This is a genomic window from Pseudarthrobacter sp. LMD1-1-1.1 (genome assembly GCF_040676255.1).
Lineage (GTDB): Bacteria > Actinomycetota > Actinomycetes > Actinomycetales > Micrococcaceae > Arthrobacter.
Genome location: NZ_JBEGHP010000012.1, coordinates 546441 through 568035 on the forward strand (window position 1 = coordinate 546441; position 21595 = coordinate 568035).

Consider the following 21595-nt stretch of genomic DNA (forward strand, 5'->3'; position numbering starts at 1 on the left):
CGTGCTTTCTGCATTGGTTTCGTGCCCTAGCCGAGCTCGGCGAGGACTTTGGCCACGATGCGGTCCACGGCAAGGCCGTACCGGTCGTGCAGGGTGGGCAGGGCGCCGGCGTCCAGGAACTGGTCCGGCAGCGCCACGGGCACCACGCGCTTGCCCACACCGGCGGTGACGACGGCGGAGGCCACGGTTTCGAACAGCCCACCCACCACGGAGTGGTTCTCCAGGGTGACGGCGAGGCGGTCCGTGTTGATTTCCTTGAGGACGGTTTCGGCGTCGAACGGCTTGATCGTGGGGGTATGCACGACGGCGACGTCCACGTTGTGTGCCGCCAGGGCCTTGGCTGCCTGCAGGGCGCGCATGGTCATCAGGCCGGAGGAAATGAACACCACGTCGTTGCCGCCGCGCAGCACCTTGGCCTTGCCGAGCTCGAACGTGTAGTCGTACTCATCCAGGACGGTGGGCACGTTGCCGCGCAGCAGGCGCAGGTAGGTGGGGCCCTCCGAGACGGCGAGCTGCGGCACGGCCTGTTCGATGTCGATCGAGTCGCAGGGGTCAACGATGGTCAGGTTGGGCATGCCGCGGAAGATCGCCATGTCCTCCGTGGCCTGGTGGCTGGGGCCGTACCCGGTGGTCAGGCCGGGCAGGCCGCCCACGATGTTGACGTTCAGGTTCGGTTCGGCCGCGTCCAGGCAGAGGAAGTCGTAGGCGCGGCGCGCGGCGAACACCGAGTAGGTGGACGCGAAGGGCACCAGCCCCGTCTCGGCGAGCCCGGCGGCTGCGCCGAAGAGCAGCTGCTCGGCCATGCCCATCTGGAAGAACCGCTCCGGGAAGGCCTGGGCGAAGATGTGCATGTCCGTGTACTTGCCCAGGTCCGCGGTCAGGCCCACGATCTTGTCGTTCTCCTGTGCGGCCTTGACCAGGGCGTGCCCGAACGGTGCGTTGGAGGTCTTCTGGCCCGGGTCGGCGAACGATGCGATCATCGCCGAGGTCTTCAGCTTCGGCTTGGCCGCTGCTGCGGTGTCGGGGGCCTCGGTGGTGGTGCTCATGCGGAAGCCTTTCCTTCGTAGCCGGCAGTGAGCTGCCCGCGGCAGATCTGCCATTCGTTCTCTTCGATGCGCATGAAGTGCGCCTTTTCGCGGTTCTCCAGCAGCGGAACACCCCGGCCCACCTTCGTGTCGCACAGGATCACGGAAGGACGTCCGACGGTGGCGGCCTGGGCAGCTGCGTTGTCGAACGCCGCCAGCAGCGCCCCGACGTCGTTCCCGTCCACCCGCTGGGTGTACCAGCCGAAGGATTCCCACTTTTCGGTGACCGGTTCGGTGCGCAGCACCGTGTCCGTCTTGCCGTCGGCCTGCAGGGCGTTGATGTCCACCATGGCGGTGAGGTTGCCCAGCTGGTGGTGGTGCGCGCCCATGGCGGCCTCCCAGGTGGAGCCCTCGTCCAGTTCCCCGTCGGAGAGGAAGTTGAACACCCGGGCGGACGAGCCCTGGTAGCGCAGGCCCAGGGCCATGCCGACGGCGATGGTCAGGCCGTGCCCCAGCGAGCCGCCGGAAATTTCCATGCCGGGCGTATAGGTGGACATCCCGGACATCGGCAGGCGGGAATCGTCCGAGCCATAGGTCTCCAGTTCCTCCACCGGGACGATCCCGGCTTCGGCGAGAGCGGCATAGTGGCCGATGGCGTAGTGGCCGGTGGAGAGCAGGAACCGGTCGCGGGCTTCCCAGTGCGGGTCCCCGGCGCGGAAGCGGAGCTGGTCACCGTAGACGGTGGCGAGCATGTCCGCGGCACCCAGGGCCTGGCCCACGTACCCCTGGCCCTGGACCTCGCCCATGTTCAGGGCGTGGTGCCGGATCCGGTAGGCGGCGGCACTGATCTTCTCCAGCCGTTCCGGAGTCACCGCAGTCTGCAGTGTTTGTTCCTGCAGTGTTTGTTCCTGCAGTGTTTGTCCCTGCGGGGCGTCTTGGACGGTATCTGTAGGCATTACTGGCTCCGTGGTCGTGTGCGTGGTGGTCATTCAGGCGTTGACGGTGTTCGGGGTGCTTTTGGTGGCCTCGTCAGCCAGCTCACGTTCCCGCTTGCCCCAGGTTTCCCGGGTGGCTACGGCGGCCCAGAGGCCGATCAGGGCGTACGCGCCGAAGAGCAGGGCAGGGCCCATCCAGCCGAAGCTGACGAACAGCAGCGTGGTGATGAACGGGGTGAAGCCGGACACCATGGCCGAGATCTGGTACGCCAGGCTGGCGCCGGAGGCGCGCGTCTTGGCCTGGAAGAGCTCCGGGAACCAGGCGCCCTGGGCGCCGGCCAGGGAGTTCTGGCATACCGCGTAGGAGATCACGATGGTCAGGATGATGGCGATGAACAGGCCGGTGTTGACCAGCAGGAACATCGGGATGGCGAACAGTGCGGCGAAAGCGGTGGACCAGATGTAGAGCGGGCGGCGGCCGATGCGGTCCGTCATTGCTGCCCAGGCCTGGGTGGCAAAGATGCCGATGGCCGAAGCGATGCAGAGGGCGATCAGGGTCTGGCTCTTGTCCGCCAGGTGCTGGCTGTTGATGTAGGAAATCATGTAGGTGATGGAGACGGCGTAGCCGGCGGTCTCGGCGATGCGGAGGCCGATGCCCTTGACGATGTTGCGCCAGTCCGTCTTGATGACCTCCACGATGGGGGCCTTCACGATGGCGCCGCTGTCCTTGACCTCATCGAACACCGGGGACTCGGGGACCTTGGAACGGATGACCAGGCCCACGATGACCAGCAGGATGCTGGCAAGGAACGGGATGCGCCAGGCGAGCTCGCCACCCAGCTGGACGCTGAACAGGAAGGTCAGGTTGGCCAGCAGCAGGCCCACGGGGAAGCCGGCCTGGACAATGCCGGTGTACTTGCCCTTGGCCTTCCAAGGTGCGTGCTCGTAGCTCATCAGGATCGCGCCGCCCCACTCAGCGCCGAAGGCCAGGCCCTGGACGATGCGGACGAAGACCAGAAGTGCCGGGGCCAGCAGTCCGACCGCCGCGTAGGTGGGGAGCAGACCGATGGCGAAGGTGGCCAGGCCCATCAGGATGAGGGAGGCGACCAGGACCGGCTTGCGGCCCACCTTGTCGCCGAGGTGGCCGCCGATAATGCCGCCAAGGGGGCGGGCTGCGAATCCGACGCCGAGGGTGGCGAAGGAGGCCAGGGTGCCGGTCACGGGATCGCTTCCGGGGAAGAATGCGGTGCCGAAGTACAGTGCGGCAGCGGTGCCGAAGCCGATGAAGTCATACGTCTCAATCACGGCCCCCACGCCGGATCCGATGGCAACTCGCCGGGCGTCCTTGGTGCCGTGGACCGGGCCGCGCATGGTCAGAGCATCTTTGCTCATGGTGGTTCCCTTTCGAAAAGCGGCTGAAGGAGGTCCGCCGCTGTCGACTGTTAACAATTGATGGGATCCAGTGTGACCCAGATCATTCCGACTGTCAACAGTCGACTTTTTGGAGTTGACTGTTGACAGTTAACGTCCGTATTGTGGTCCCCATCACTACAGCCCGGCACGAACCAAAGGATCAATGATGTTCCATTCCAGACTTGGGTGCTCGTCCATCAGCTTCAGGCACCAGGACCTGGGAACCGCCCTGCGCACCATGAAGGGGCTGGGCTTCGAGGAAATCGACCTGGGCGCGCTGCCCGGCGTCTGTGACCACGTACCGTACGGGCTCGACGCCGGCGCCGTCGCCGCAGTCTCCGCCGAGGTCAACGCCTCGGGCCTGCGCGTCCGTTCCGTGAACGGCGACATCGGGGACCTGAACAAAGTGCTCGACGACGAGGGCCGGGCCGGGCGGGAGCGCCACCTTGACGCCCTGCTGACCCTGACGTCCAACATCGGTGCGAAGGCACTGGTCCTGCCGTGCGGCGCCCTCGTCAACGCCCCGGTCCGGAGCGTTGACGAGGACCTGGACCTCGTTGCCGCCCAGCTCATAGGTGCCGGGCGGCGGGCGGCGGAGTTCGGCGTCGAACTCTGGACCGAATCCCTGCACTTCCTGCGGTTCTGCTGGAACCTGGAGCGCGCGGGACTCCTGGCCGACCGCCTAGCCGGTTCCGGCGTCGGAATCGTCATGGACTTCAGCCACATTGTGGCCTCCGGCGAGGACATCCAGGCTTACCTGGACCGGCACCAGGGCCGCATCAGCCACGTCCACCTGCGCGACGCCGTGCCGGGGAACATCAACCTCAGCATCGGCAACGGGGACGCCGACTTCGCCGGCGGCCTGAAGCGGCTCGCCGCCGACGGCTACACCGGCCACTTCTCGCTCGAACTGGAAACCCGGGACGTCACCAATGACGAACGCCCGGCCGCCGCCGCCAAGGCAGCAAGCTTCATCACCGACCTCATCTGAACCCACCCCCTCCATCGACTGCTGAGTAGGTGTCGTTTTGAACGTCCAAAACGACACTTACGGAGCAATCGATCCAATAAAACAATTCAAGGAGCACCACCATGACCACCATCCAGCGCACCGCCGTCCTCACCGGAGCAACCTCGGACCGCGGCATCGGCATCACCACCGCCCGCCGCTACGCCCGTGACGGCTGGGGCATCGTCATCCTTGACCTCGACGGCGAGAAATCCGCCAAGGTCGCCGCCGAAATCGGCAACGAATTCAACGTCCCCGCCTTCGGCCACGAGATCGACGTCGCCAACGAAGCATCCGTGATTGCCGCCCAGGCCGCCGTCGCCGCCGAAGTGGCCGCCGGCAACCTCCCGCCCGTCGGCGCCTTGGCCAACATCGCCGGCATCACCTCGCCCATCCCGTTCCTGGAGACCACCCTTGAGCTGTGGCACAAGGTCATGGACGTCAACGCCACCGGCACCTACCTGGTGACCAAGGCCTTCCTGCCGGACATGATCAACAACGGCTGGGGCCGGATCGTCAACATGTCCTCCGTGTCAGCCCAGCGCGGCGGCGGCGTCTTCGGCAAGGTCCCCTACTCCGCCGCCAAGGCAGCCATCCTGGGCTTCACCAAGGCCCTGGCCCGCGAACTCGGCACCACCGGCGTCACCGTCAACGCCATCACCCCCGGCGCCGTGGACACCAACATCCGCGTGGGCAGCACCGAGGAGCAGGAAGCGGCCATCAACGCCGGCATCCCGCTGGGCCGCAACGCCACCACCGAGGAAGTGGCCGCCGTGATCGCCTTCCTCTCCTCCGAGGACTCGGCCTACCTCACCGGCACCACCGTCGACATCAACGGCGGCAGCCACATCCACTAGCAGCCCCTGACAGCCCCCAGCACTGACAGCCCCCGGACGCCGGAGAACCCACCATGACCAAAATCTTCAACGACCCCTCAGAGTTCGCCGAGGAGGCCCTGGCAGGCTTCTGCGACGTCCACTCGGACCTGGTCCGCCAGGTCCCCGGCGGCGCCGTCCGCCGCTACCGGCCCGCGCAGCCCAAGGTTGCCGTCCTGGCCGGCGGTGGATCCGGGCACTACCCGGCGTTCGCCGGCGTGATCGGTACCGGCTTCGCCGACGGCGCCGTGGTGGGCAACATCTTCACCTCGCCGTCCGCCCAGCAGGCCTACTCGGTGGCCAAGGCCGCAGAGTCCGGCGCCGGCGTCGTCTTCACCTACGGCAACTACGCCGGCGACGTGATGAACTTCGGCATGGCCAGCGAGCGCCTGGCCGCCGAGGGCATCGCCGTGGAGAACGTCCTGGTGACGGACGACATCGCCAGCGCCCCGCCGTCGGAATCCGGAAAGCGCCGGGGGATCGCCGGTGACTTCACCGTCTTCAAGGTGATGGGGGCCGCCGCCGAGAACGGCGCGGACCTGGCCGAGGTGGTCCGCCTGGGCCGCAAGGCCAATGACCTGACCCGCACCATCGGCAGCGCGTTCGCCGGCTGCACGTTCCCCGGCGCCGACGCCCCGCTGTTCACCCTTCCGGAGGGGCAGATGGGCCTGGGCCTTGGCATCCACGGCGAGCCGGGCCTGCACGATACCGACCTGCCGTCGGCGAAGGAACTGGGCCGGGAACTGGTGGCCCGGGTACTCTCCGAAACCCCTCCGGATGCCGGCAGCAGGCTTGCCGTCATCCTCAACGGGCTCGGCTCCACCAAGCACGAGGAGCTGTTCGTCCTCTGGGGAACCATTGCGCCGCTGCTGCGCGACGCCGGCTACACGCTGGTGATGCCTGAGGTCGGCGAGCTGGTCACCAGCCTGGACATGGCCGGCGTCTCGCTGACCATCACCTGGCTGGATGAGGAGCTGGAACCGCTGTGGGTTGCCCCTGCCGAGACTCCGGCCTACCGCCGGGGTGCCGTGATCACCCCGGCGGGAACTTCCGCCGGGGAAGAAGCGGCCGACGCCGGCGCCTCCGCGGAGGCATTCGTCGCCACGGACGCCTCCCGTGGGTATGCCGCGGCCTGCGTCGAGGCCATCGGTGCCGCGCGCACCCTGCTGCACGGGGCCGAGGAACGGCTGGGCCGGATGGACGCCATCGCCGGCGACGGCGACCACGGCCGCGGGATGGTCCGCGGGGTGGACGCCGCCGCTGCCGCAGCATCCGCCGCCCTCACCGCCGGTGCAGGTGCCGGCGACGTGCTGGCTGCCGCTGGCGACGCCTGGGCGGACAAGGCCGGCGGAACCTCCGGTGTCCTGTGGGGAGCGGGCCTGCGCGCCTTCGGTGAGACGGTGGGAAACGCCGCCGCACCCGGGGCTGGCGTCCTCGCGGCCGGCGTGACCGCATTCGCGGACCGCATCGTCCAGCTGGGCAAGGCCGAAATCGGTGACAAGACCATGGTGGACGCGCTGCTGCCGTTCGCTTCAACATTCAGCCGCGTGGTGGCTGACGGTGCCGAGCCAGGCCTGGCCTGGCAGGACGCCGCCCGCGAAGCGGCAGCCGCGGCGGAGGCAACCGCCGATTTGCTGCCACTCAAGGGCCGCGCCCGCCCGCTGGCCGAGAAAAGCCTGGGCACCGCCGACCCCGGCGCCACGTCCCTTGCCATGGTATTCGCCGTGATGGGGCCCCATTTCACCACCACTACAGCTGGCGCTGCGCCGGCGGGAGCCAAGTAATGACGACGGAAGGACACACCATGGGGCTGCGGCTCATTGTCGGCGCGGACGAAGCCGGCGTTGATTACAAGGACAAGGTCCTGGCGGATCTCCGCAACGACCCCCGCGTCAGCGAGGTGATCGACATCGGCGTCAACCGGACCGACGCCGCGGACGACTTCACCAGGCCCTACCCCTACGTGGGCATCGCGGCCGGCGAGATGATCCGCGACGGGCGGGCCGACCGGGCCATCCTCTTCTGCGGCACGGGCATCGGGGTGGCCATCGCCGCGAACAAGGTGGAAGGCATCCGCGCCACCGCGGCGCACGACTCGTTCTCGGTTGAGCGTTCCATCCTGTCCAACGACTGCCAGGTCCTCACCATGGGCCAGCGCGTGGTGGGCGTCGAACTCGCCCGCCGCCTGGCAAAGGAATGGATCGGGTACACGTTCGATCCGTCGTCGGCCTCGGCGGGCAAGGTCAAGGTCCTCACCGACTTCGAGGGCTGCTAAGGAGCGTCCCGGCGCGGGACGGCGGCTGTTCGGCAACACAGCCGCCGCCCCGTTGCGCGGTGCTCCTAGACTGGGGTGATGATCACAGTCACCGGAAGTGTGGAAACCAACCTGTCCGCCGAGAAGGCCTTTGCCTTCATGCGTGAGTTCGAAAACACCACCAAGTGGGACCCCAACACCCCCGTCATGGACAAAATCACGCCGGGACCCGTAGCTGTGGGGCACAAGTACCACGCCGAGTCCGAGTTCCGCGGGAAACGCCAGACCCTGGTCTATGAGGTCATCGAACTGACGGACAACCACATCAAGCTGCGCGGCGAGAACAAGACCGTCACCTCGTTCGATTCCATCGATGTCATCCCCAACGGGACAGGCTCGGTGGTGAAGTACACGGCCGAGTTCAGCATCCACGGGCCGGCCAAGATCATCCAGCCGCTCCTGAAGCCTGCCTTCAATTCCCTGCGCGATCCCGCGCTGAACGGGATCCGGGACACGCTTAACGCGCTGGCAGCGGCCTGACGGCTTCGAAGAACTCCCGGAGCTCCCGGCGCGGATCGTCCTCCAGCCGGATTTCGTCGCCCAGCACCAGGGTGCTGCGCGCCTCCCCATACTCGGGCCACTCCAGCCCCGCAGTTGCCGGGTTTCCGGTGCCGGCGAAGGCCGCCCAGGCCCCGCTCATGGCGTCGCCGAGGGCTTCCGGTGCCTTGCCCCTGGTGAGGAACGCAGCCTCCGGTGCGTCCAGGTGCCGGAAGACGAAGGGGATGTCCAGTGCGTGGCAGGCACCAAGTTTTCCGCCCATCGCCGGGCTCCGCCACGTGAACAGGTAGGCAAAGGTCTTCCCGGCGCCGCCTTGTGCTGTTGAATTGTCCTCTGCAGCCAGTTGGCGCGCTGCCAGGAGCCGGTTGCTGGGTTGGCGGTAGACGGTATCGGCGATGGCGGCCTCCAGCAGTTCCTTGCCGGCGGGCTCGCGGAACAGCACCCGGGCGAGCGCCTGCGGGTAGCCCGAGGCCTGCGCGGACGGCACCCCCGCACCCGCCAGGACGGCGGCGGCGCGGCCAGGGTAGTCCGGATCGCCGGCGGCAGGCGGGCGCATCTCGACCGCAAAGGAGCCCTCGTTGAGGTTGGTCCCGATCAGCAGGTCCACACCGCTGTTGAGCCCGGCCCGGACGCTGTCCAGCGGCGGCACGGGCAGGGACGGCGTCCCCACCGTGGGCTGGAAGGGCAGCGGCACGGCGAAGGTTTCGGCTGCGAGCCGCCGTTCCAGGGCGGCCTGGGCCTCCAGCAGCCGCTCCACAGGGAGGGTGAGCAGCTCCTTCGCGGTCGATTCGTCCAGGCCGCACAGCCCCAGGAACCCGGCGCTGATGCGGGCCGAGTCCTCCGGCCGGCGGTACCGTTCCGCCGTGCCGCTCTGCATGATGGCCCGGCGGAAGAGCCCGTCCGACGCCGGCATGCCCAGCAGGGTGCCGATCGCTGCCGCGCCTGCGGACTCGCCGAACACGGTGACGTTGTCCGGGTCGCCGCCGAACGCGCCGATGTTCCGGCGCACCCAGCGGAGGGCCTCCAGCTGGTCCAGCAGGGCGAGGTTTCCGGAGTCTTCATACCCGGCACCCAAAAGATCAGCCAGGTGCAGGAAGCCCAGCGCGCCCAGGCGGTAGTTGATGGACACCAGCACCACGCCCGCCGCGGCGGCGAGCCGGGCGCCGTCGTACATGCCGTCACTGTTGGCGCCCAGAAGGTACGCGCCGCCATGGACCCAAACCATGACCGGCCTGGCGGGACCGTCCGTCCCCGGTGTCCAGATGTTCAGGTTGAGGCAGCCTTCCTCGCTCCAGGTGCGCGGCCTGGCGCCCGGGGGCGCGGGGGATTCGGGGTTCTGCGGCGCAGCGGGTCCCGGTGCCGTGCAGTCCAGCGCTTCGGTCCACGGCGGCACCGGGACCGGGGGCCGGAAGCGGTGGGCGCCCGACGGCGGCGCGGCGTAGGGGATGCCAAGGAACCGGTGGACGGTGGTCCCGTCAGCTTCCAGGGAGCTGCCATGGACGGGTCCGCTGGGCGTGGAGAGGCGCGTCATGGTTGACAGGTTACGGGGTCCGCACAGGTAGGCTGTCATCACCGTTCGGCAGTGGGCGGCCACGATGCTGTGGCGTTTAACCATTGTCCGGAGGTAAGACCCGTGCTGAACGCCGGCGTCCCTGAATACAGGGACTTCGCAGACGTTGCCCTGCATCTCCAGGAGTCGTTCCTGCAGAACCAGGAGGTGGAGGCATTCCTCCATGACCTGGCGGAATATGCTGCCGCGCGGCTCGGCTCTCCGGATCATGAGTGTTCGTGTGAAATTACGGTGCTGCGTCCCAAGAAGCCCGCGGCGACCGCCAGCAGCCAGCCGGATGGAGCGCTCATAACCCCGCTGGAGTCCAAGTATGGCGACGGTCCGGGACTGACTGCCATGGGCAGCGGAGGCACGGTCCTGGTGGGAGACCTGCGGCGGGAGCAGCGGTGGCCGGAGTACGTCAAGGCGCTCCGGCGGCAGGGCATCCTTTCTGTCCTGAGCATCCCGGCCGCGCTGGAAGGGGACACCCGGGGTGTCCTGACGTTCTACTGCTCACAGCCCGTTGCCTCCGGCAGCGACGGCGTCCGCGCCGCCGAGGCGTTCGTGCGGCAGGCGTCCAAGGGCCTGAAGCTTGCCCTGCGGATGCTGAAGCTGGAGGAGACGCGGGAGGGCATGAGCGCCGCCATGCAGACCCGCACGGTGATCGACCTGGCCACCGGGGCCATCATGGCGCAGAACCGCTGCAGCCAGGCCGCCGCCTTCAAGTTGCTGCGGGACGCGTCCAACAGCAGGAACATGAAGCTTCGCGAGGTCGCCGCCGCCGTGGTCGCATCCGTGGCCGGCGCCGCGGACACCTTCAGCTACTTCGACGAGTAGGGGTCTTTCCGCTCCGGGTCATGCCACTCCGGCCGGAAGAGGAACAAATCGGAGTTGCTGAGGGGAGCCCGCAGCAGCAGGCCTTCGGCGGCGCAGTGTTCATTGACGGCCTGGGCCAGCGCGTCCCGCTCCTTGGGCGGGAGGGTCCCCTGGCCATCGCAGTAGTCACGGATGAGCTGTTCGGAGGCATCGCCACCCAGCCCAACGAACTCCAGCCACAACTGCGCCAGGTCCAGCCGGTGTTCCTTGATGACAGCCCCGGTCAGGGCCTGCTGGTCCACGGCATCCATCGTCCCGTCCTCGTGATTGGCTACACTCCTACACTTTGTCTTCGGAACGGCTGGCCGGGTGGATGGGAAAGATTTTTAAAATTCTTTTGCCTGCAAGAATGGGGCCATGCCTCTGCGCACTTACCCCGTCCGGCGGCTGGCAGAGGATCCGGGGAACGTTCTGGACCGGGCACTCTGGCCGGCGGTGCTGCCACCGGTGTCCCAGGTCCTTGACCAGGGACTCGACCTGGGGCCCGCCACCATCCTGGTCGGCGAGAACGGGTCGGGGAAATCAACCCTGGTTGAAGCCCTCGCGCTCGCCTACGGGCTGTCTCCAGAGGGCGGCTCCACAGGCGCACGGCATGCCACCCGCCGCACCGAATCAGTCCTGGGCGACCACCTGCAGCTCATCCGGAACGCCGGTGCCAACCGGCGGGGGTACTTCCTGAGGGCTGAGACGATGCACGGGTTCTACACGTACCTGGAGCAGAACCCCAGCACAGCCCTCCCGGACATTCCGTTCCACGACATGTCCCACGGAGAGTCCTTCCTGCAGCTGGCAGCCGACCGCTTCAACGGTCCTGGGCTGTGGGTCCTTGACGAACCGGAATCCGCCCTGTCCTTCTCGGGCTGCCTGAGCCTGCTGTCCGTCCTGAAGGAACTGCTGGCCGGCGGAGGATCCCAAGTGGTGATGTCCACGCATTCCCCGTTGCTGGCGGCCCTTCCCGGAGCCTCGATCCTCGAAGTGGGGCCCTGGGGATTACGGCCCCGCGCCTGGGAGGAACTGGAACTCGTCGCGAACTGGCGGCGGTTCATGGACTCGCCGGAACGCTATCTCCGCCACATCTAGACCGCTAGCCCCGGGGGACCTTCGCCCCTAGGCAGCGGACCCGCCCCGGCAGTCAACTTGAGTGTCTGGAGCAGGCAAGCACAACAGGAGGCAAGGACCATGGGCGCATGTGACGTCTGCGGCAGCAGCGAGGGCCGCATGTTCACCGTCAGTATGGGGAACCAGACCGGAACATTCGACAGCTTCGAATGCGCCATCCACATGATGGCGCCGGCCTGCGAGCACTGCGGCTGCCGGATCCTGGGCCATGCCGTTGAAAGCGAGGCCGGCATCTACTGCTGCCTGCACTGCGCAAAGGAAGCGGGGAATCCGCACCAGGCCGCCAAAGCGGAGCACTCGACGGTGGCCGTGCCGGCACAGGGGACCGCAGCGGGCCAGGCCTAGTCCCGCCGGAAGAACTTCACAACAGGAAGAGGGGAACTGTGGCCGGCAGCGGAAGTTTCAGGATCGTGGTGGGCGCGGACGGGTCAGACCAGTCCAAGGCGGCAATGGACTGGGCCATCGAGGAGTCCAGGCTGCGCGGCGGCGAGGTGCAGGCCCTGACAGCCTGGAACTTCCCCTACGTCAGCGATGCCCTCGGCACAGCCTGGGACTACGACATCTTCCAGAAGGACGCCCAGGCCATCCTCGAGGCAGAACTCGAACGCGTCAAGGACCGGGGCGTGCCCATCACGGGGCGCATCGTGGAAGGGAATCCGGCGTCGGCACTTATCGACGCCTCCCGGGACGCGGACCTGGTGGCGGTCGGTTCGCGCGGCCACGGCGGATTCACCGGGATGCTGCTCGGCTCCGTGTCCCACCAGACCATCCACCACGCGCACTGCCCGGTGCTGGTGATCCGCGAACCCGGTTCCGCCTAGGGCGTGCGGGGGGCTCCAGGGAACGTGGGGACCCAGCAGCGCACCGCCTCGCGGTAGTGCTGGAACCCGGCGCCGAACCGCTCCGCGAGGTCTGCTTCTTCCAAAGGCCGGACGGCATAGTTCCACACCAGCGAGCCCAGGACTGCGTAGGCCACCACGAGCCACGACTGCAGCAGCAGGCCCACCGCGGCTCCCTGCACTATGCCTGCCACCGCCATCGGGTTCCGGATCCACCGGTGGGGCCCGGCAATCACCAGGCGGTTGGGCATGGCCGACGGCAATGGCGTTCCATCCCCCAAGGTGGACATCACCACGGCCGACCAAATCCCCAGGGCGCTCGCCAGGACCAGGAAGGCGGCACCGGCCGGAACTGCCAACCAGGGAAAGGGCAGGGAGAGGCCCCAGCGCTGTTCAAGGAAACCCAGGATGGGCGGAACAAGGCCCAGGAAGAAACCCCAGAACACCACGATCTGCGCGAGCGTTCCGGCCATGTGGAGTCCCGGTCGTGGCCGGCTGCGGGCCTGCCGGAAAGCGAAGGGACCGCGCACAATCCACTCGGTAGGTATCCGCCCCAGCAGGACAAGGCAGAGCGCAGCGGCTGAACCTGAGGTGGCAGCTCCCATAACCAGCACACCCAGGCCCGCCTGGGCCGTGGCGGTGGCATAGACGGCCAGGGCGGCGGTGACAAGGACGGTCCACGAGGTACTGACGCCGGCGGCTGTCCGTACTCCGGCAGCCGCGCCAGCGGAGGCAACAACAAACAGGGGAACGTCGAGGGTGGCGGTGAGGACGGGGTCGAGTCCGCCGAGGGTGGCCCGGCGGATCCCGGGCGAGAGGAAAACAGCGACCCACCAGAGGCCACCAGCCACTGCCTGCAGGGCAAAGTACGCCCGGCCCCACCAAGCCAAATCCCCTTGGGCCAAGCGTGGCACGGATCCCCCCGAATCGTTCCAGTGAATGAAAGCCGCCACCCCCCCGACGTGTCGGGCAGCAAGACTTGTTCCTGAGACTACCTGTTGAGCCGGGACTGCCTGCCGGTCCGGGCGCGGGATCACTCCCGGCCGGCTGCCCCCGGACCTGTGAAAGGACCAGCATGGACATGATTCGGGTCGAGCCCCGGTGCCGCGTGATAATCGACAACGACTGGGCAGGGGACCCGGACGGGCTGGTGGCCCTGGCCCACCATGCGTTGTCGGCCGCCAACAGGATCGTCGGCGTCACCAGTTCACTGACCAACCCGATGTTTGGACCGCCCGGGGGCATGGCGCAAAGGGGCGCAGACCTCGCGGCCGGTTTGCTGCGGGTCCTGAAGCGGCCGGAAGTGTCAGGCGTGCAGGCCGGCTCCGATGCCCCCTTCACCGGGCAAGCCCGGGACAATGCGGCTGCCCGTGCCATTGTGGACGCCGCGGCGGCCGGCGGAGAGCTGCCCCTGATCCTTGTCTGTGCCGGCCCGCTCACCAACGTGGCCGATGCGCTCCTGCTGGATCCCGCCGTCGCCCATTCCCTCACCCTGGCGTGGGTGGGCGGGGCGGCGGCGAATGAGGAGGAATACAACTACTTCACGGATCCTGCCGCCGCGGATTTTGTGCTGGGAAACCAAAGGTTGGCCGTCTGGCAGTTCCCGGCAGAGACGTACAGGCAGGTGGTTGCCCCGGTGGCCGAACTCGATCATGCCTTCAGGAACTCAGGGCCGGCCGGCGCATGGCTGTGGGAGCTCTACAACAGCCTGGAGGTGCCGGATTTCGTGAAGTTCGGGCCGTTGTGGTGCCTGGGCGACAGCGCACCCCTGGTGGTCACCGGGCTCGACGACGTCACGTCCACCTTCACGGAAACGGGCACCCAGCCATCCCGCCGGACCTACACCTCGGTGGATACGCGGCTGATCATGGCGGACTTCCTCGCGAAGCTGCGCCTGCATCAGTAGCAGGCTAAAACAATGGCCCGGACCGCCAAAGGCGGTCCGGGCCATTGTTTGCCACTATGCGGGCTGCGTGACCGTGGATGCAGTGTGCTGCCGGGCGAAGGTGCCCAGCCAGCGTGCACTGTCCTTCGGGGTCCGTTCCTGGGTGGAGCGGTCGACGGCGATCAGGCCGAACATGGGCCGGTAGCCGAAAATCCACTCGAAGTTATCGAACGCGGTCCAGGCGATGTAGCCCCGCACGTCGATGCCGTCGGCAAGGCAGGAGGCAACGCCGTCGACCGCCGCCTCCAGGAAGGCCACGCGCTGCGTGTCATCCTCCGTGGCCAGCCCGTTCTCGGTGACCATCACCGGGGTTCCGGCAACGCGCCAGGCCTCCCGGATGGTTGCTTCCAGGCCCTGGGGGTAGATCTCCTCGCCCATCTGGTTCAACGCCGCTCCCTCCGGAGCGGGAGCGTGGCCGTCCGGGCCGTACACGGTGCGGCCGTAGGTCTGGATGCCCACGAAGTCGTCGCCGCGGGATGCTTCCAGGAACCGCTCGTTGACGTCCCGGCGCACCCGGTCCGCGGTTTCCTCGCCGCCGGGGATGGACTGGATGTCCGAGTTGGCCAGGGTCCAGCCCACCTGCAGCTCCGGTCGGTGCGCCTTGATCGCTGCGGTGGCCGCCTTGTGCGCCGCAAGTTTGACGTTGAAGCCGGCCTCCGTGGAGCAGAACTGGAACGGGGCCACCGTGCCGGCGTCCACGCCAAGGCGTTCCGCCGCGGCTGCCCACATGGGAACCCTCCCGCGGTTCTCCGGTGCTTCCCCGCCGATGCCGAACGATTCCAGCAGCCACGGAAGATTGGGTTCGTTCAGGGTGCAGGCGACGCCGATCAGGTCGCCCAGGTGCGCCATCACACGGTCGCAGTAGCGCGCGAAGAGCTCCGGCGTACGCCCGCCCTCCCAGCCGCCGGACCGCAACAGCCAGAGCGGCGACGCGAAGTGGTGGAACGTGACCACCGGGGTGAGCCCGTGCTCGTGGCAGGCCTCCAGCACCCGCTTGTAGTGCTCCAGCTCGGCCACCGAGAAGTGGCCCTCTTCCGGTTCGATCCGGGCCCACTCCAGGGAAAAGCGGTAGCTGGTGAAGCCCAGGCCGGCGATCAGCGCGATGTCCTCCCGGTACCGGTTGTAGTGGTCCACGGCGTCCCCCGAGGGCTCGGCGAAGATGGTGCCCGGAAGGTGTTCCAGGAACCAGACATCGCTGTTGACGTTGTTGCCTTCAACCTGGTGGCCGGCGGTAGCCGCGCCCCAAAGGAAGTCGTGCGGAAACGGGTTGGTCATAGGGGATTCCTCTCATCATGGACGCGCGGAGGCGCCCCAGGCCTCACTGCCTGCATCCATCCTGTCCAGCGGCGTGACCGCCGCCACAATACTTTTTCAATCAATGACATTCTCATGTTTGGTCCCGCAGGCCCCAACGGATTCTTGAAGGGAGCCGGACAGCTCCGGCCCCTCGAATTTCCTCCGTTTGTCACCGTCATAGAAGAATGCGAAGGCGCACCAGATGAAACTTATGACCTCCACCGCACGCGGCAGCGCTGCCGTCCTGACCGGTGCCCTGCTGATGGGTTCCCTGGCCGCCTGCGGCGGCGGCAATTCCCAAGCGTCCGCGAAGGCTGATGCGAGCAGCCTGACCCTGGCCATCGACAGCGATTCGGCCTCCTTCGGCTACGACCCCCTGCGCGTTGCTGCAGCCCAACGCCAGTTCTTCGAGGGCCTCTACGACAGCCTGATGACCCTGCAGCCGGACGGCTCCACAGGCCCCGGCCTGGCCAAGGACTTCAGCTACAACGCGGACAGCACCGTCCTGACGCTCAACCTCAAGGACGACATCACCTTCACGGACGGCTCCAAGCTTGACGCGGCACTGGTCAAGGCCAACCTGGACCGCCGGTCCGACCCCGCCCTGACCGCCTACTCCGCCGTGGCCAAGGGCGGCGCCCAGGAAATCACGTCCGTGGACGTAGTCAGCCCCACCCAGGTGACCCTGACCTTCGCCAAGCCGCAGCCCGGATTCGAGAAAAACCTGGCCTCCACCACCGGAATGATCGTGGGCAAGAACGGTGTCACGGACACCGCCAGCCTGGCTGCCACGCCGGACGGTTCCGGTCCCTACACCCTTGACCCGTCCACCGTGAAGGGCAACAAGTACATCCTGGTCAAGAACGACAAAAGCGCTGACGCAGCCAGGTTCGCCTACAAGAAGGTTGTCTTCAGCGTCGTCCTGGACCCCCAGGCCCGCGCCAACGCCCTGGTCTCGGGGCAGGCCGACGTCGCGATGCTGACGTCCTCCACGGTGGACTTCGCCAAGTCCAAGGGAGTGGGCGTTTCCCAGGCGGGCGGCACCGTCAACACCATGATCTCGTTCGACAAGATCGGCAAGACCGCGCCCGCGTTCGCACAGGAAAAGGTGCGCCAGGCCATCCAGTACGCCATCAACCGCCAGGCCCTGGTGGATGCCCTGCACAAGGGTGACATCCCCGCCTGGAATGCCCTCCCCAAGGACTCCGCGGGCTTCACCAAGGACCTCGAAACCAAATTCGCCTACAACCCGGACAAGGCCAAGAGCCTGCTGGCCGAGGCCGGTTACCCCAACGGCTTCGAATTCACCATCATCGCCGGCGCCCAGACCCAGACAGACCTCCAGGCCGTCCAAAAGGACCTCGCCGCCGTCGGCATCACCATGAATGTGAAGATGGCCGCTTCCACCGACGAAGCCTTCGCCGCGGTGGCCACCACGCCCCTGGGGTACGCGCCGCTGAACTGGGACAACCCGGTGGGCGTCATGTACGGCGTCGTCCTCAACGGTTTCACCAACGTCCAGAAGGCCACCGATGACCAGCTCAGCGCCGCCACCGGCGAGCTGGCCGCGGCCAAGGATGACGCTGCTGTGAAGGCCGCCGCCACCAAGCTGAACACGCGGCTGGTGGAGTCCGGCTGGATGATCCCGCTGTACGAGGCGCTGACCAACCAGGGTTACAACACCAAGAAGGTAGCCCCGGTGAAGTTCGCCGGCACCAACGCCTACCCGCTCCTCTCGTCCTACACGCCGGCAAGCTGATACCCGCACCTTCCCGGGCGGCCGCAGGACCAGGGCCGCCCGGGAGGGGCCTGACCGATGGAGGTCACCATGGCACTATTCATCACCAAGCGCCTGCTGATGGCGCTGGCCACCGTGCTGGTGGTTGCGGTGCTGGCATTCCTGCTGGTGCACGCGATGCCGGGCAGCCCGGGGGCCGTGTCCCTTGGCGCCGGTGCGTCCCAGGAAGCCATTGACGAGGTCAACCAGCGGCTGGGCTGGAACGATCCGCTGCCGGCGCAGTTCATTACCTGGCTGGGTTCCGCAGTACAGGGCGACCTGGGCGTCTCGCTCATTGATGGCCGCTCCGTCAGCACAGACCTCGCCAGCCGCCTGCCCGTCACGGCCTCCCTCGCCGCCGGTGCCACCATCCTCAGCGCCATCCTGGGCATCGCCCTTGGCGTCACGGCCGCGGTCCGCGGGGGAGTGCTCGACCAGGCAATCGGCGGCTTCGTGGGCCTCCTGGTTGCCCTGCCCGCCTTCTGGGTGGGCGTCATCTTCGTGTACCTGTTCGCCGTCCAGTCCTCAATCTTTCCGGCCACAGGTTATGTGCCGTTCGACGTTTCGCCGCAGGACTGGGGTTTATCCCTGGCGCTGCCGGTGATCACACTGGCGGTGGGCGGCGCCGCCTTCATTGCCCGCCAGACCAGGGCGTCCATGCTCGAAGCCCTGCAGCAGGAACACATCCGCACGCTGCGCGCCACCGCCACGCCCACGTGGAAGATCCTCTACGTCCACGCCCTGCGCTACGCCAGCCTGCCCATCGTGGCCGGCATCGCCCTGCAGTTCATCGGCCTGTTCGGCGGTTCCGTCATCGCGGAGCAGCTGTTCGCCATGCCCGGACTGGGGCAGGCCGTCCAGACCTCCGTCAGCACCCACGATGCCCCTGCCGTCCAGGGCGTGGTGGTGATCGCCACCGTGGTGGTGGTCGCCGTCAACCTGGTGCTGGAACTCGCCACCAAGTTCCTCGACCCGAAGTTGCGTGCCTCATGATCCCCACAGTTTCCCCGGCCCCCGCGGACGCGGACCAGGCAGGAAGCACGACGGCGGCAGGCGCCTCCGTGCCCGGCGCAGGCAAGGCTGCACCCACCAGATTGTCCAGGCACCGGCTCCTCAGTTCGCCCGGTGCCGTGGCCGGACTGCTCTGGCTGGCCGTGGTGGTCACCGCGTCCCTGACGGCTCCACTCTGGCTGCCGTTCAAGACCGAGGACCAGGATTTCACCGCCGTCCTGTCCGGCCCCACCGCCGCCCACTGGCTGGGGACCGACGAACTGGGCCGCGACATCCTCAGCCGCATCTTCGCTGCCGCGGCAGGCACCCTGGGAACGTCGATGATCACGGTGATTGTCGGCGTCGGACTCGGCACCGTCCTCGCCATGGCCGCTGCCGGTGCCGGCGAGCGGACCGAAGCCGTGATCAACCGCATCACCGAAATCATGATGTCCCTGCCGGGCACCGTGATCATCCTGGCCGTCATCGGCGCCGTGGGCACCAACATCCCCATGGTCATGGCCATCCTGGGCATCCTGATGTCCGCCGGCATCTACCGGGTGATCCTGGGCCAGGCCAAATCACTGCAGTCCCAGCTCTACGTGGACGCGGCCAAGGTGGACGGCGTGGGGCCGCTGGGCATCAGTGTCCGGCACGTCCTGCCCGGCCTTGCCAACACCATCGTGGTCCAGGCGGCTCTCATCTTCGCCGTGGGCATGCTCATCCAGGCAGGCCTGGCGTTCATCGGGTTCGGGCCGCCCATCCCGCAGCCCAGCTGGGGCGGCATGATCCAGGGCGCCTCCCAGCACGTCTATGACGCCCCCTGGATGATGGTGCCCACCGGCGCCGTGCTGGCACTAACGGTCCTGTCCGCCAACGCCATCGGCAATGCGCTCGGCAAGGCGCCCAACGCCGCGGCCCCGCACCTGCCCTCCGCGGCAGCCCGCCGCCAGCGGGCCAGGGCCGTCGCCGCCATCGCCGCGGCTGCCCCGGCGCCCGGGGACGGCGCCCCCGGGGACGCGCCAAAGGGCACCCTGTCCGTGCGCAGCCTGTCCGTCGGCGTCGGCAATGCGGGGACAGGCAACGGCGTCCGGCTGGTCACCGACGTCTCCTTCGACGTCGAACAGGGCACCGTCCTGGGACTGGTGGGCGAATCCGGCTGCGGCAAGACCATGACGGCGCTGTCCCTCCTGGGCTTGCTCCCGTCCGGCGTCTCGGTAACCGGGGGCCAGATCCTCTGGAACGGGAAGAACCTTGCGGCCGCCACGGACAAGGAGATGGAAGGCATCCGGGGCCGTGACATCGCCCTGATCAGCCAGGAGCCCATGCGGGCCCTGGACCCGATGTTCACGGTGGGCTACCAGCTCACGGCAACCATCCGGCGGCTCCGCGGCCTGGGCAAGGCCGAAGCCCGGAAGGAGGCCCTGGCCCTGCTGGAGAAGGTGGGCATCGTGGATGCCCCCCGGATCCTGAAGACCTATCCGCACCAGATCAGCGGTGGCATGGCCCAGCGCGTGGCCATCGCCCTGGCCCTTTCCGGCCAGCCCAAACTGCTGGTGGCGGACGAGCCCACCACAGCCCTGGATGTCACGGTCCAGGCCGAGATCCTGTCCCTGCTGCGGGCCCTGGTGAAGGACACCGGCATGTCCGTGGTGATGGTCACCCACGACCTCGGCGTGGTGGCGGACATCTGCGACCAGGTGGCCGTCATGTACGCCGGGCAGGTGGTGGAGAACGGAAAGACCCAGGCCATCCTGGACAACCCGCGCCACCCCTACACCCTGGCCCTGCTCGCCGCCGACCCGCACGCCAACCACGGGGACGCCATGCCGGAGCGGCTTGCCACGATTCAAGGCCAGGTGCCGCAGCCCAAGGACTGGCCCTCCGGCTGCCGCTTCGCCGCCCGCTGCCAGTTCGCCGGCTCCGCGTGCACGGAACCGGTCCCGCTGCTGGCGTCCGGCACCGGCGACGGCCTGGTCCGTTGCGTCAAGGCGGACCAGCTGGCTGTTGAGGGCATGGACTGGCTGGCCACGGACGTCGCCGCTGCCAGGCTCCTCCCGGTCACCCCGGTCAGCCCAACGAACACCACCATCGTCGAAAAGGACCTGGCATGATCACCGCAGTCACGGAACGCCGCGATTCACCAGCACCTGCAGCCGGCACCCCCGTCCTGGAGGTCAAGGACCTGGTGGTCCGCTACGGCCGCGGGCGCAAGGCAGCCGCCGCACCCGCCGCCGTCGACCATGTCAGCTTTTCGATTGCGCCCGGCGAGACCGTGGGCCTGGTGGGGGAGTCCGGCTCCGGGAAGTCGACCATCGGCAAGGCCATCCTGGGCCTGCAGAAGGTCTCCGGCGGCTCCATCAGCTACCAGGGCAGGGACATCACGTCCGCCAATGCCGCGCAGCGGCGGGCACTGGGCGGGGAACTGCGCGCCGTCTTCCAGGACCCCAACTCGTCGCTGAACCCGCGCAACACCATCGGCACCTCCCTTGCCGAACCGCTCCGGCTGCGCGGCGTTTCACCCACTGAAGCCAGGGCCAAAGCGGAGGACATGCTGGAACGCGTCGGGTTGCCGCGGGAGGCCGTGGACCGATACCCCAGCCAGTTTTCCGGCGGCCAGCGGCAGCGGATCTCCGTGGCCCGCGCCCTGATCTGCGACCCTCAGCTGGTGGTCTGCGATGAGGCCGTCAGCGCCCTGGATCTTTCCACCCAGGCGCAGGTCCTCAACCTCCTGGCCGAACTCCGCGACGAACGCGGCCTGAGCTACCTGTTCATTGCGCACGACATCGCCGTGGTCCAGTTCCTGGCCGAACGGGTGGTGGTGCTCTACCGCGGCCAGGTGATGGAAACCGGGCCGGCCGCCGCCGTCACGGAAACCCCGAAACACCCCTTCACCCAGGCCCTGGTGGCCGCATCCCCGGTGCCCCGGCCTGCCGAGCAGGCCGCCCGGCGGGAAGCCCGCGAATCGCTGGGTGTCCGCACCGGCGCCGCCGCCGTTCCCGGACCCGGCGGCTGCCCGTTCCGGCTCCGCTGCCCGCTCGCCACCGAGCTGTGCGCCACGGAACGGCCGGCCCTGCGCCGGGTGGGTGCCGCCGACGTCGCCTGCCACTACGCCTGAATTTGCTGCCCTACTTC

At 67.9% G+C, this 21595-nt stretch carries 21 protein-coding genes; 14 read left to right on the forward strand and 7 right to left on the reverse strand.

What is annotated here, in order from left to right; translation table 11 throughout:
- Positions 1-26 precede the first annotated feature (26 nt).
- The 3 genes from MRBLMD1_RS08120 to MRBLMD1_RS08130 are packed head-to-tail and all read right to left on the reverse strand — an operon-like array spanning position 27 to position 3352.
- Positions 27-1046 (reverse strand): transketolase family protein, encoded by a 1020-nt coding sequence (locus MRBLMD1_RS08120; RefSeq protein ID WP_159634162.1) that lies wholly within the window; start codon positions 1044-1046, stop codon positions 27-29.
- A complete protein-coding gene (locus MRBLMD1_RS08125; protein ID WP_364398714.1) occupies positions 1043-1981 on the reverse strand; it encodes a transketolase in 939 nt (312 codons plus the stop codon). The genes MRBLMD1_RS08120 and MRBLMD1_RS08125 overlap by 4 nt, the downstream gene beginning before the upstream one ends.
- Before the next feature lie 33 nt (positions 1982-2014).
- The gene (locus MRBLMD1_RS08130; RefSeq protein WP_159634156.1) at positions 2015-3352 is read right to left on the reverse strand and encodes an MFS transporter; all 1338 of its coding nucleotides are present in this window, start codon (positions 3350-3352) and stop codon (positions 2015-2017) included.
- Positions 3353-3539: 187 nt separating this feature from the next.
- On the opposite strand from MRBLMD1_RS08130, the gene MRBLMD1_RS08135 reads away from it, so the two are divergent.
- The 5 genes from MRBLMD1_RS08135 to MRBLMD1_RS08155 all read left to right on the forward strand — a co-directional run bounded on the left by MRBLMD1_RS08135 (position 3540) and on the right by MRBLMD1_RS08155 (position 8051).
- Positions 3540-4364 carry a sugar phosphate isomerase/epimerase family protein gene (locus tag MRBLMD1_RS08135; protein ID WP_364398716.1) on the forward strand — a complete coding sequence of 275 codons (825 nt, stop codon included), beginning with the start codon at positions 3540-3542 and terminating at the stop codon, positions 4362-4364.
- 101 nt (positions 4365-4465) lie between these two features.
- The gene (locus tag MRBLMD1_RS08140; RefSeq protein WP_159634150.1) at positions 4466-5239 is read left to right on the forward strand and encodes an SDR family NAD(P)-dependent oxidoreductase; all 774 of its coding nucleotides are present in this window, start codon (positions 4466-4468) and stop codon (positions 5237-5239) included.
- A gap of 53 nt (positions 5240-5292) precedes the next feature.
- The gene (locus MRBLMD1_RS08145) at positions 5293-7041 is read left to right on the forward strand and encodes a dihydroxyacetone kinase family protein (protein WP_364398719.1); all 1749 of its coding nucleotides are present in this window, start codon (positions 5293-5295) and stop codon (positions 7039-7041) included.
- Positions 7041-7532, forward strand: coding sequence for an RpiB/LacA/LacB family sugar-phosphate isomerase (locus MRBLMD1_RS08150; protein ID WP_275181914.1), 492 nt, complete (start codon positions 7041-7043; stop codon positions 7530-7532). Before MRBLMD1_RS08145 ends, MRBLMD1_RS08150 begins: the two co-directional genes overlap by 1 nt.
- A 78-nt stretch (positions 7533-7610) precedes the next feature.
- Complete coding sequence (locus tag MRBLMD1_RS08155; RefSeq protein ID WP_159634141.1) at positions 7611-8051, forward strand: SRPBCC family protein; 441 nt, start codon at positions 7611-7613, stop codon at positions 8049-8051.
- Here the strand turns inward: MRBLMD1_RS08155 and MRBLMD1_RS08160 are convergent.
- A complete protein-coding gene (locus tag MRBLMD1_RS08160) occupies positions 8029-9600 on the reverse strand; it encodes a carboxylesterase/lipase family protein (RefSeq protein ID WP_364398722.1) in 1572 nt (523 codons plus the stop codon). The genes MRBLMD1_RS08155 and MRBLMD1_RS08160 overlap by 23 nt on opposite strands.
- A gap of 102 nt (positions 9601-9702) precedes the next feature.
- Here MRBLMD1_RS08160 and MRBLMD1_RS08165 point away from each other — a divergent pair, with 102 nt between their 5' ends.
- Positions 9703-10455: a GAF and ANTAR domain-containing protein gene (locus MRBLMD1_RS08165; RefSeq protein ID WP_364398724.1), complete on the forward strand. Its 753-nt coding sequence runs from the start codon at positions 9703-9705 to the stop codon at positions 10453-10455.
- Here MRBLMD1_RS08165 and MRBLMD1_RS08170 read toward each other — a convergent pair.
- Positions 10440-10745, reverse strand: a complete 306-nt coding sequence (locus MRBLMD1_RS08170) for a hypothetical protein (protein ID WP_159634131.1) — start codon at positions 10743-10745, stop codon at positions 10440-10442. The genes MRBLMD1_RS08165 and MRBLMD1_RS08170 overlap by 16 nt on opposite strands.
- Positions 10746-10851: 106 nt before the next feature.
- On the opposite strand from MRBLMD1_RS08170, the gene MRBLMD1_RS08175 reads away from it, so the two are divergent.
- From MRBLMD1_RS08175 to MRBLMD1_RS08185, 3 genes are all read left to right on the forward strand, one after another.
- A complete protein-coding gene (locus MRBLMD1_RS08175; protein WP_364398726.1) occupies positions 10852-11574 on the forward strand; it encodes an AAA family ATPase in 723 nt (240 codons plus the stop codon).
- 99 nt (positions 11575-11673) lie between these two features.
- Positions 11674-11958 carry a hypothetical protein gene (locus tag MRBLMD1_RS08180; RefSeq protein ID WP_159634125.1) on the forward strand — a complete coding sequence of 95 codons (285 nt, stop codon included), beginning with the start codon at positions 11674-11676 and terminating at the stop codon, positions 11956-11958.
- Between the two features lie 38 nt (positions 11959-11996).
- Positions 11997-12434, forward strand: a complete 438-nt coding sequence (locus MRBLMD1_RS08185; protein WP_275181909.1) for a universal stress protein — start codon at positions 11997-11999, stop codon at positions 12432-12434.
- Here MRBLMD1_RS08185 and MRBLMD1_RS08190 read toward each other — a convergent pair.
- Positions 12431-13342 (reverse strand): methyltransferase family protein, encoded by a 912-nt coding sequence (locus MRBLMD1_RS08190; protein ID WP_364398729.1) that lies wholly within the window; start codon positions 13340-13342, stop codon positions 12431-12433. The two genes, MRBLMD1_RS08185 and MRBLMD1_RS08190, sit on opposite strands and share 4 nt — an antisense overlap.
- Before the next feature lie 185 nt (positions 13343-13527).
- On the opposite strand from MRBLMD1_RS08190, the gene MRBLMD1_RS08195 reads away from it, so the two are divergent.
- The gene (locus MRBLMD1_RS08195) at positions 13528-14358 is read left to right on the forward strand and encodes a nucleoside hydrolase (protein ID WP_364398731.1); all 831 of its coding nucleotides are present in this window, start codon (positions 13528-13530) and stop codon (positions 14356-14358) included.
- 54 nt (positions 14359-14412) lie between these two features.
- On the opposite strand, the gene MRBLMD1_RS08200 is transcribed toward MRBLMD1_RS08195, so the two are convergent.
- Entirely contained in the window at positions 14413-15672 is a 1260-nt protein-coding gene (locus MRBLMD1_RS08200) for a glycoside hydrolase family 1 protein (protein ID WP_364398733.1), read from the reverse strand.
- Positions 15673-15895: 223 nt separating this feature from the next.
- On the opposite strand from MRBLMD1_RS08200, the gene MRBLMD1_RS08205 reads away from it, so the two are divergent.
- The 4 genes from MRBLMD1_RS08205 to MRBLMD1_RS08220 are packed head-to-tail and all read left to right on the forward strand — an operon-like array spanning position 15896 to position 21578.
- Positions 15896-17452 (forward strand): ABC transporter substrate-binding protein, encoded by a 1557-nt coding sequence (locus MRBLMD1_RS08205; RefSeq protein WP_159634113.1) that lies wholly within the window; start codon positions 15896-15898, stop codon positions 17450-17452.
- 57 nt (positions 17453-17509) lie between these two features.
- Positions 17510-18463: an ABC transporter permease gene (locus MRBLMD1_RS08210; protein ID WP_159634110.1), complete on the forward strand. Its 954-nt coding sequence runs from the start codon at positions 17510-17512 to the stop codon at positions 18461-18463.
- Positions 18460-20574, forward strand: a complete 2115-nt coding sequence (locus MRBLMD1_RS08215) for a dipeptide/oligopeptide/nickel ABC transporter permease/ATP-binding protein (RefSeq protein WP_159634107.1) — start codon at positions 18460-18462, stop codon at positions 20572-20574. Before MRBLMD1_RS08210 ends, MRBLMD1_RS08215 begins: the two co-directional genes overlap by 4 nt.
- Positions 20571-21578, forward strand: a complete 1008-nt coding sequence (locus tag MRBLMD1_RS08220; protein WP_364398736.1) for an ABC transporter ATP-binding protein — start codon at positions 20571-20573, stop codon at positions 21576-21578. The genes MRBLMD1_RS08215 and MRBLMD1_RS08220 overlap by 4 nt, the downstream gene beginning before the upstream one ends.
- Positions 21579-21595 lie beyond the last annotated feature (17 nt).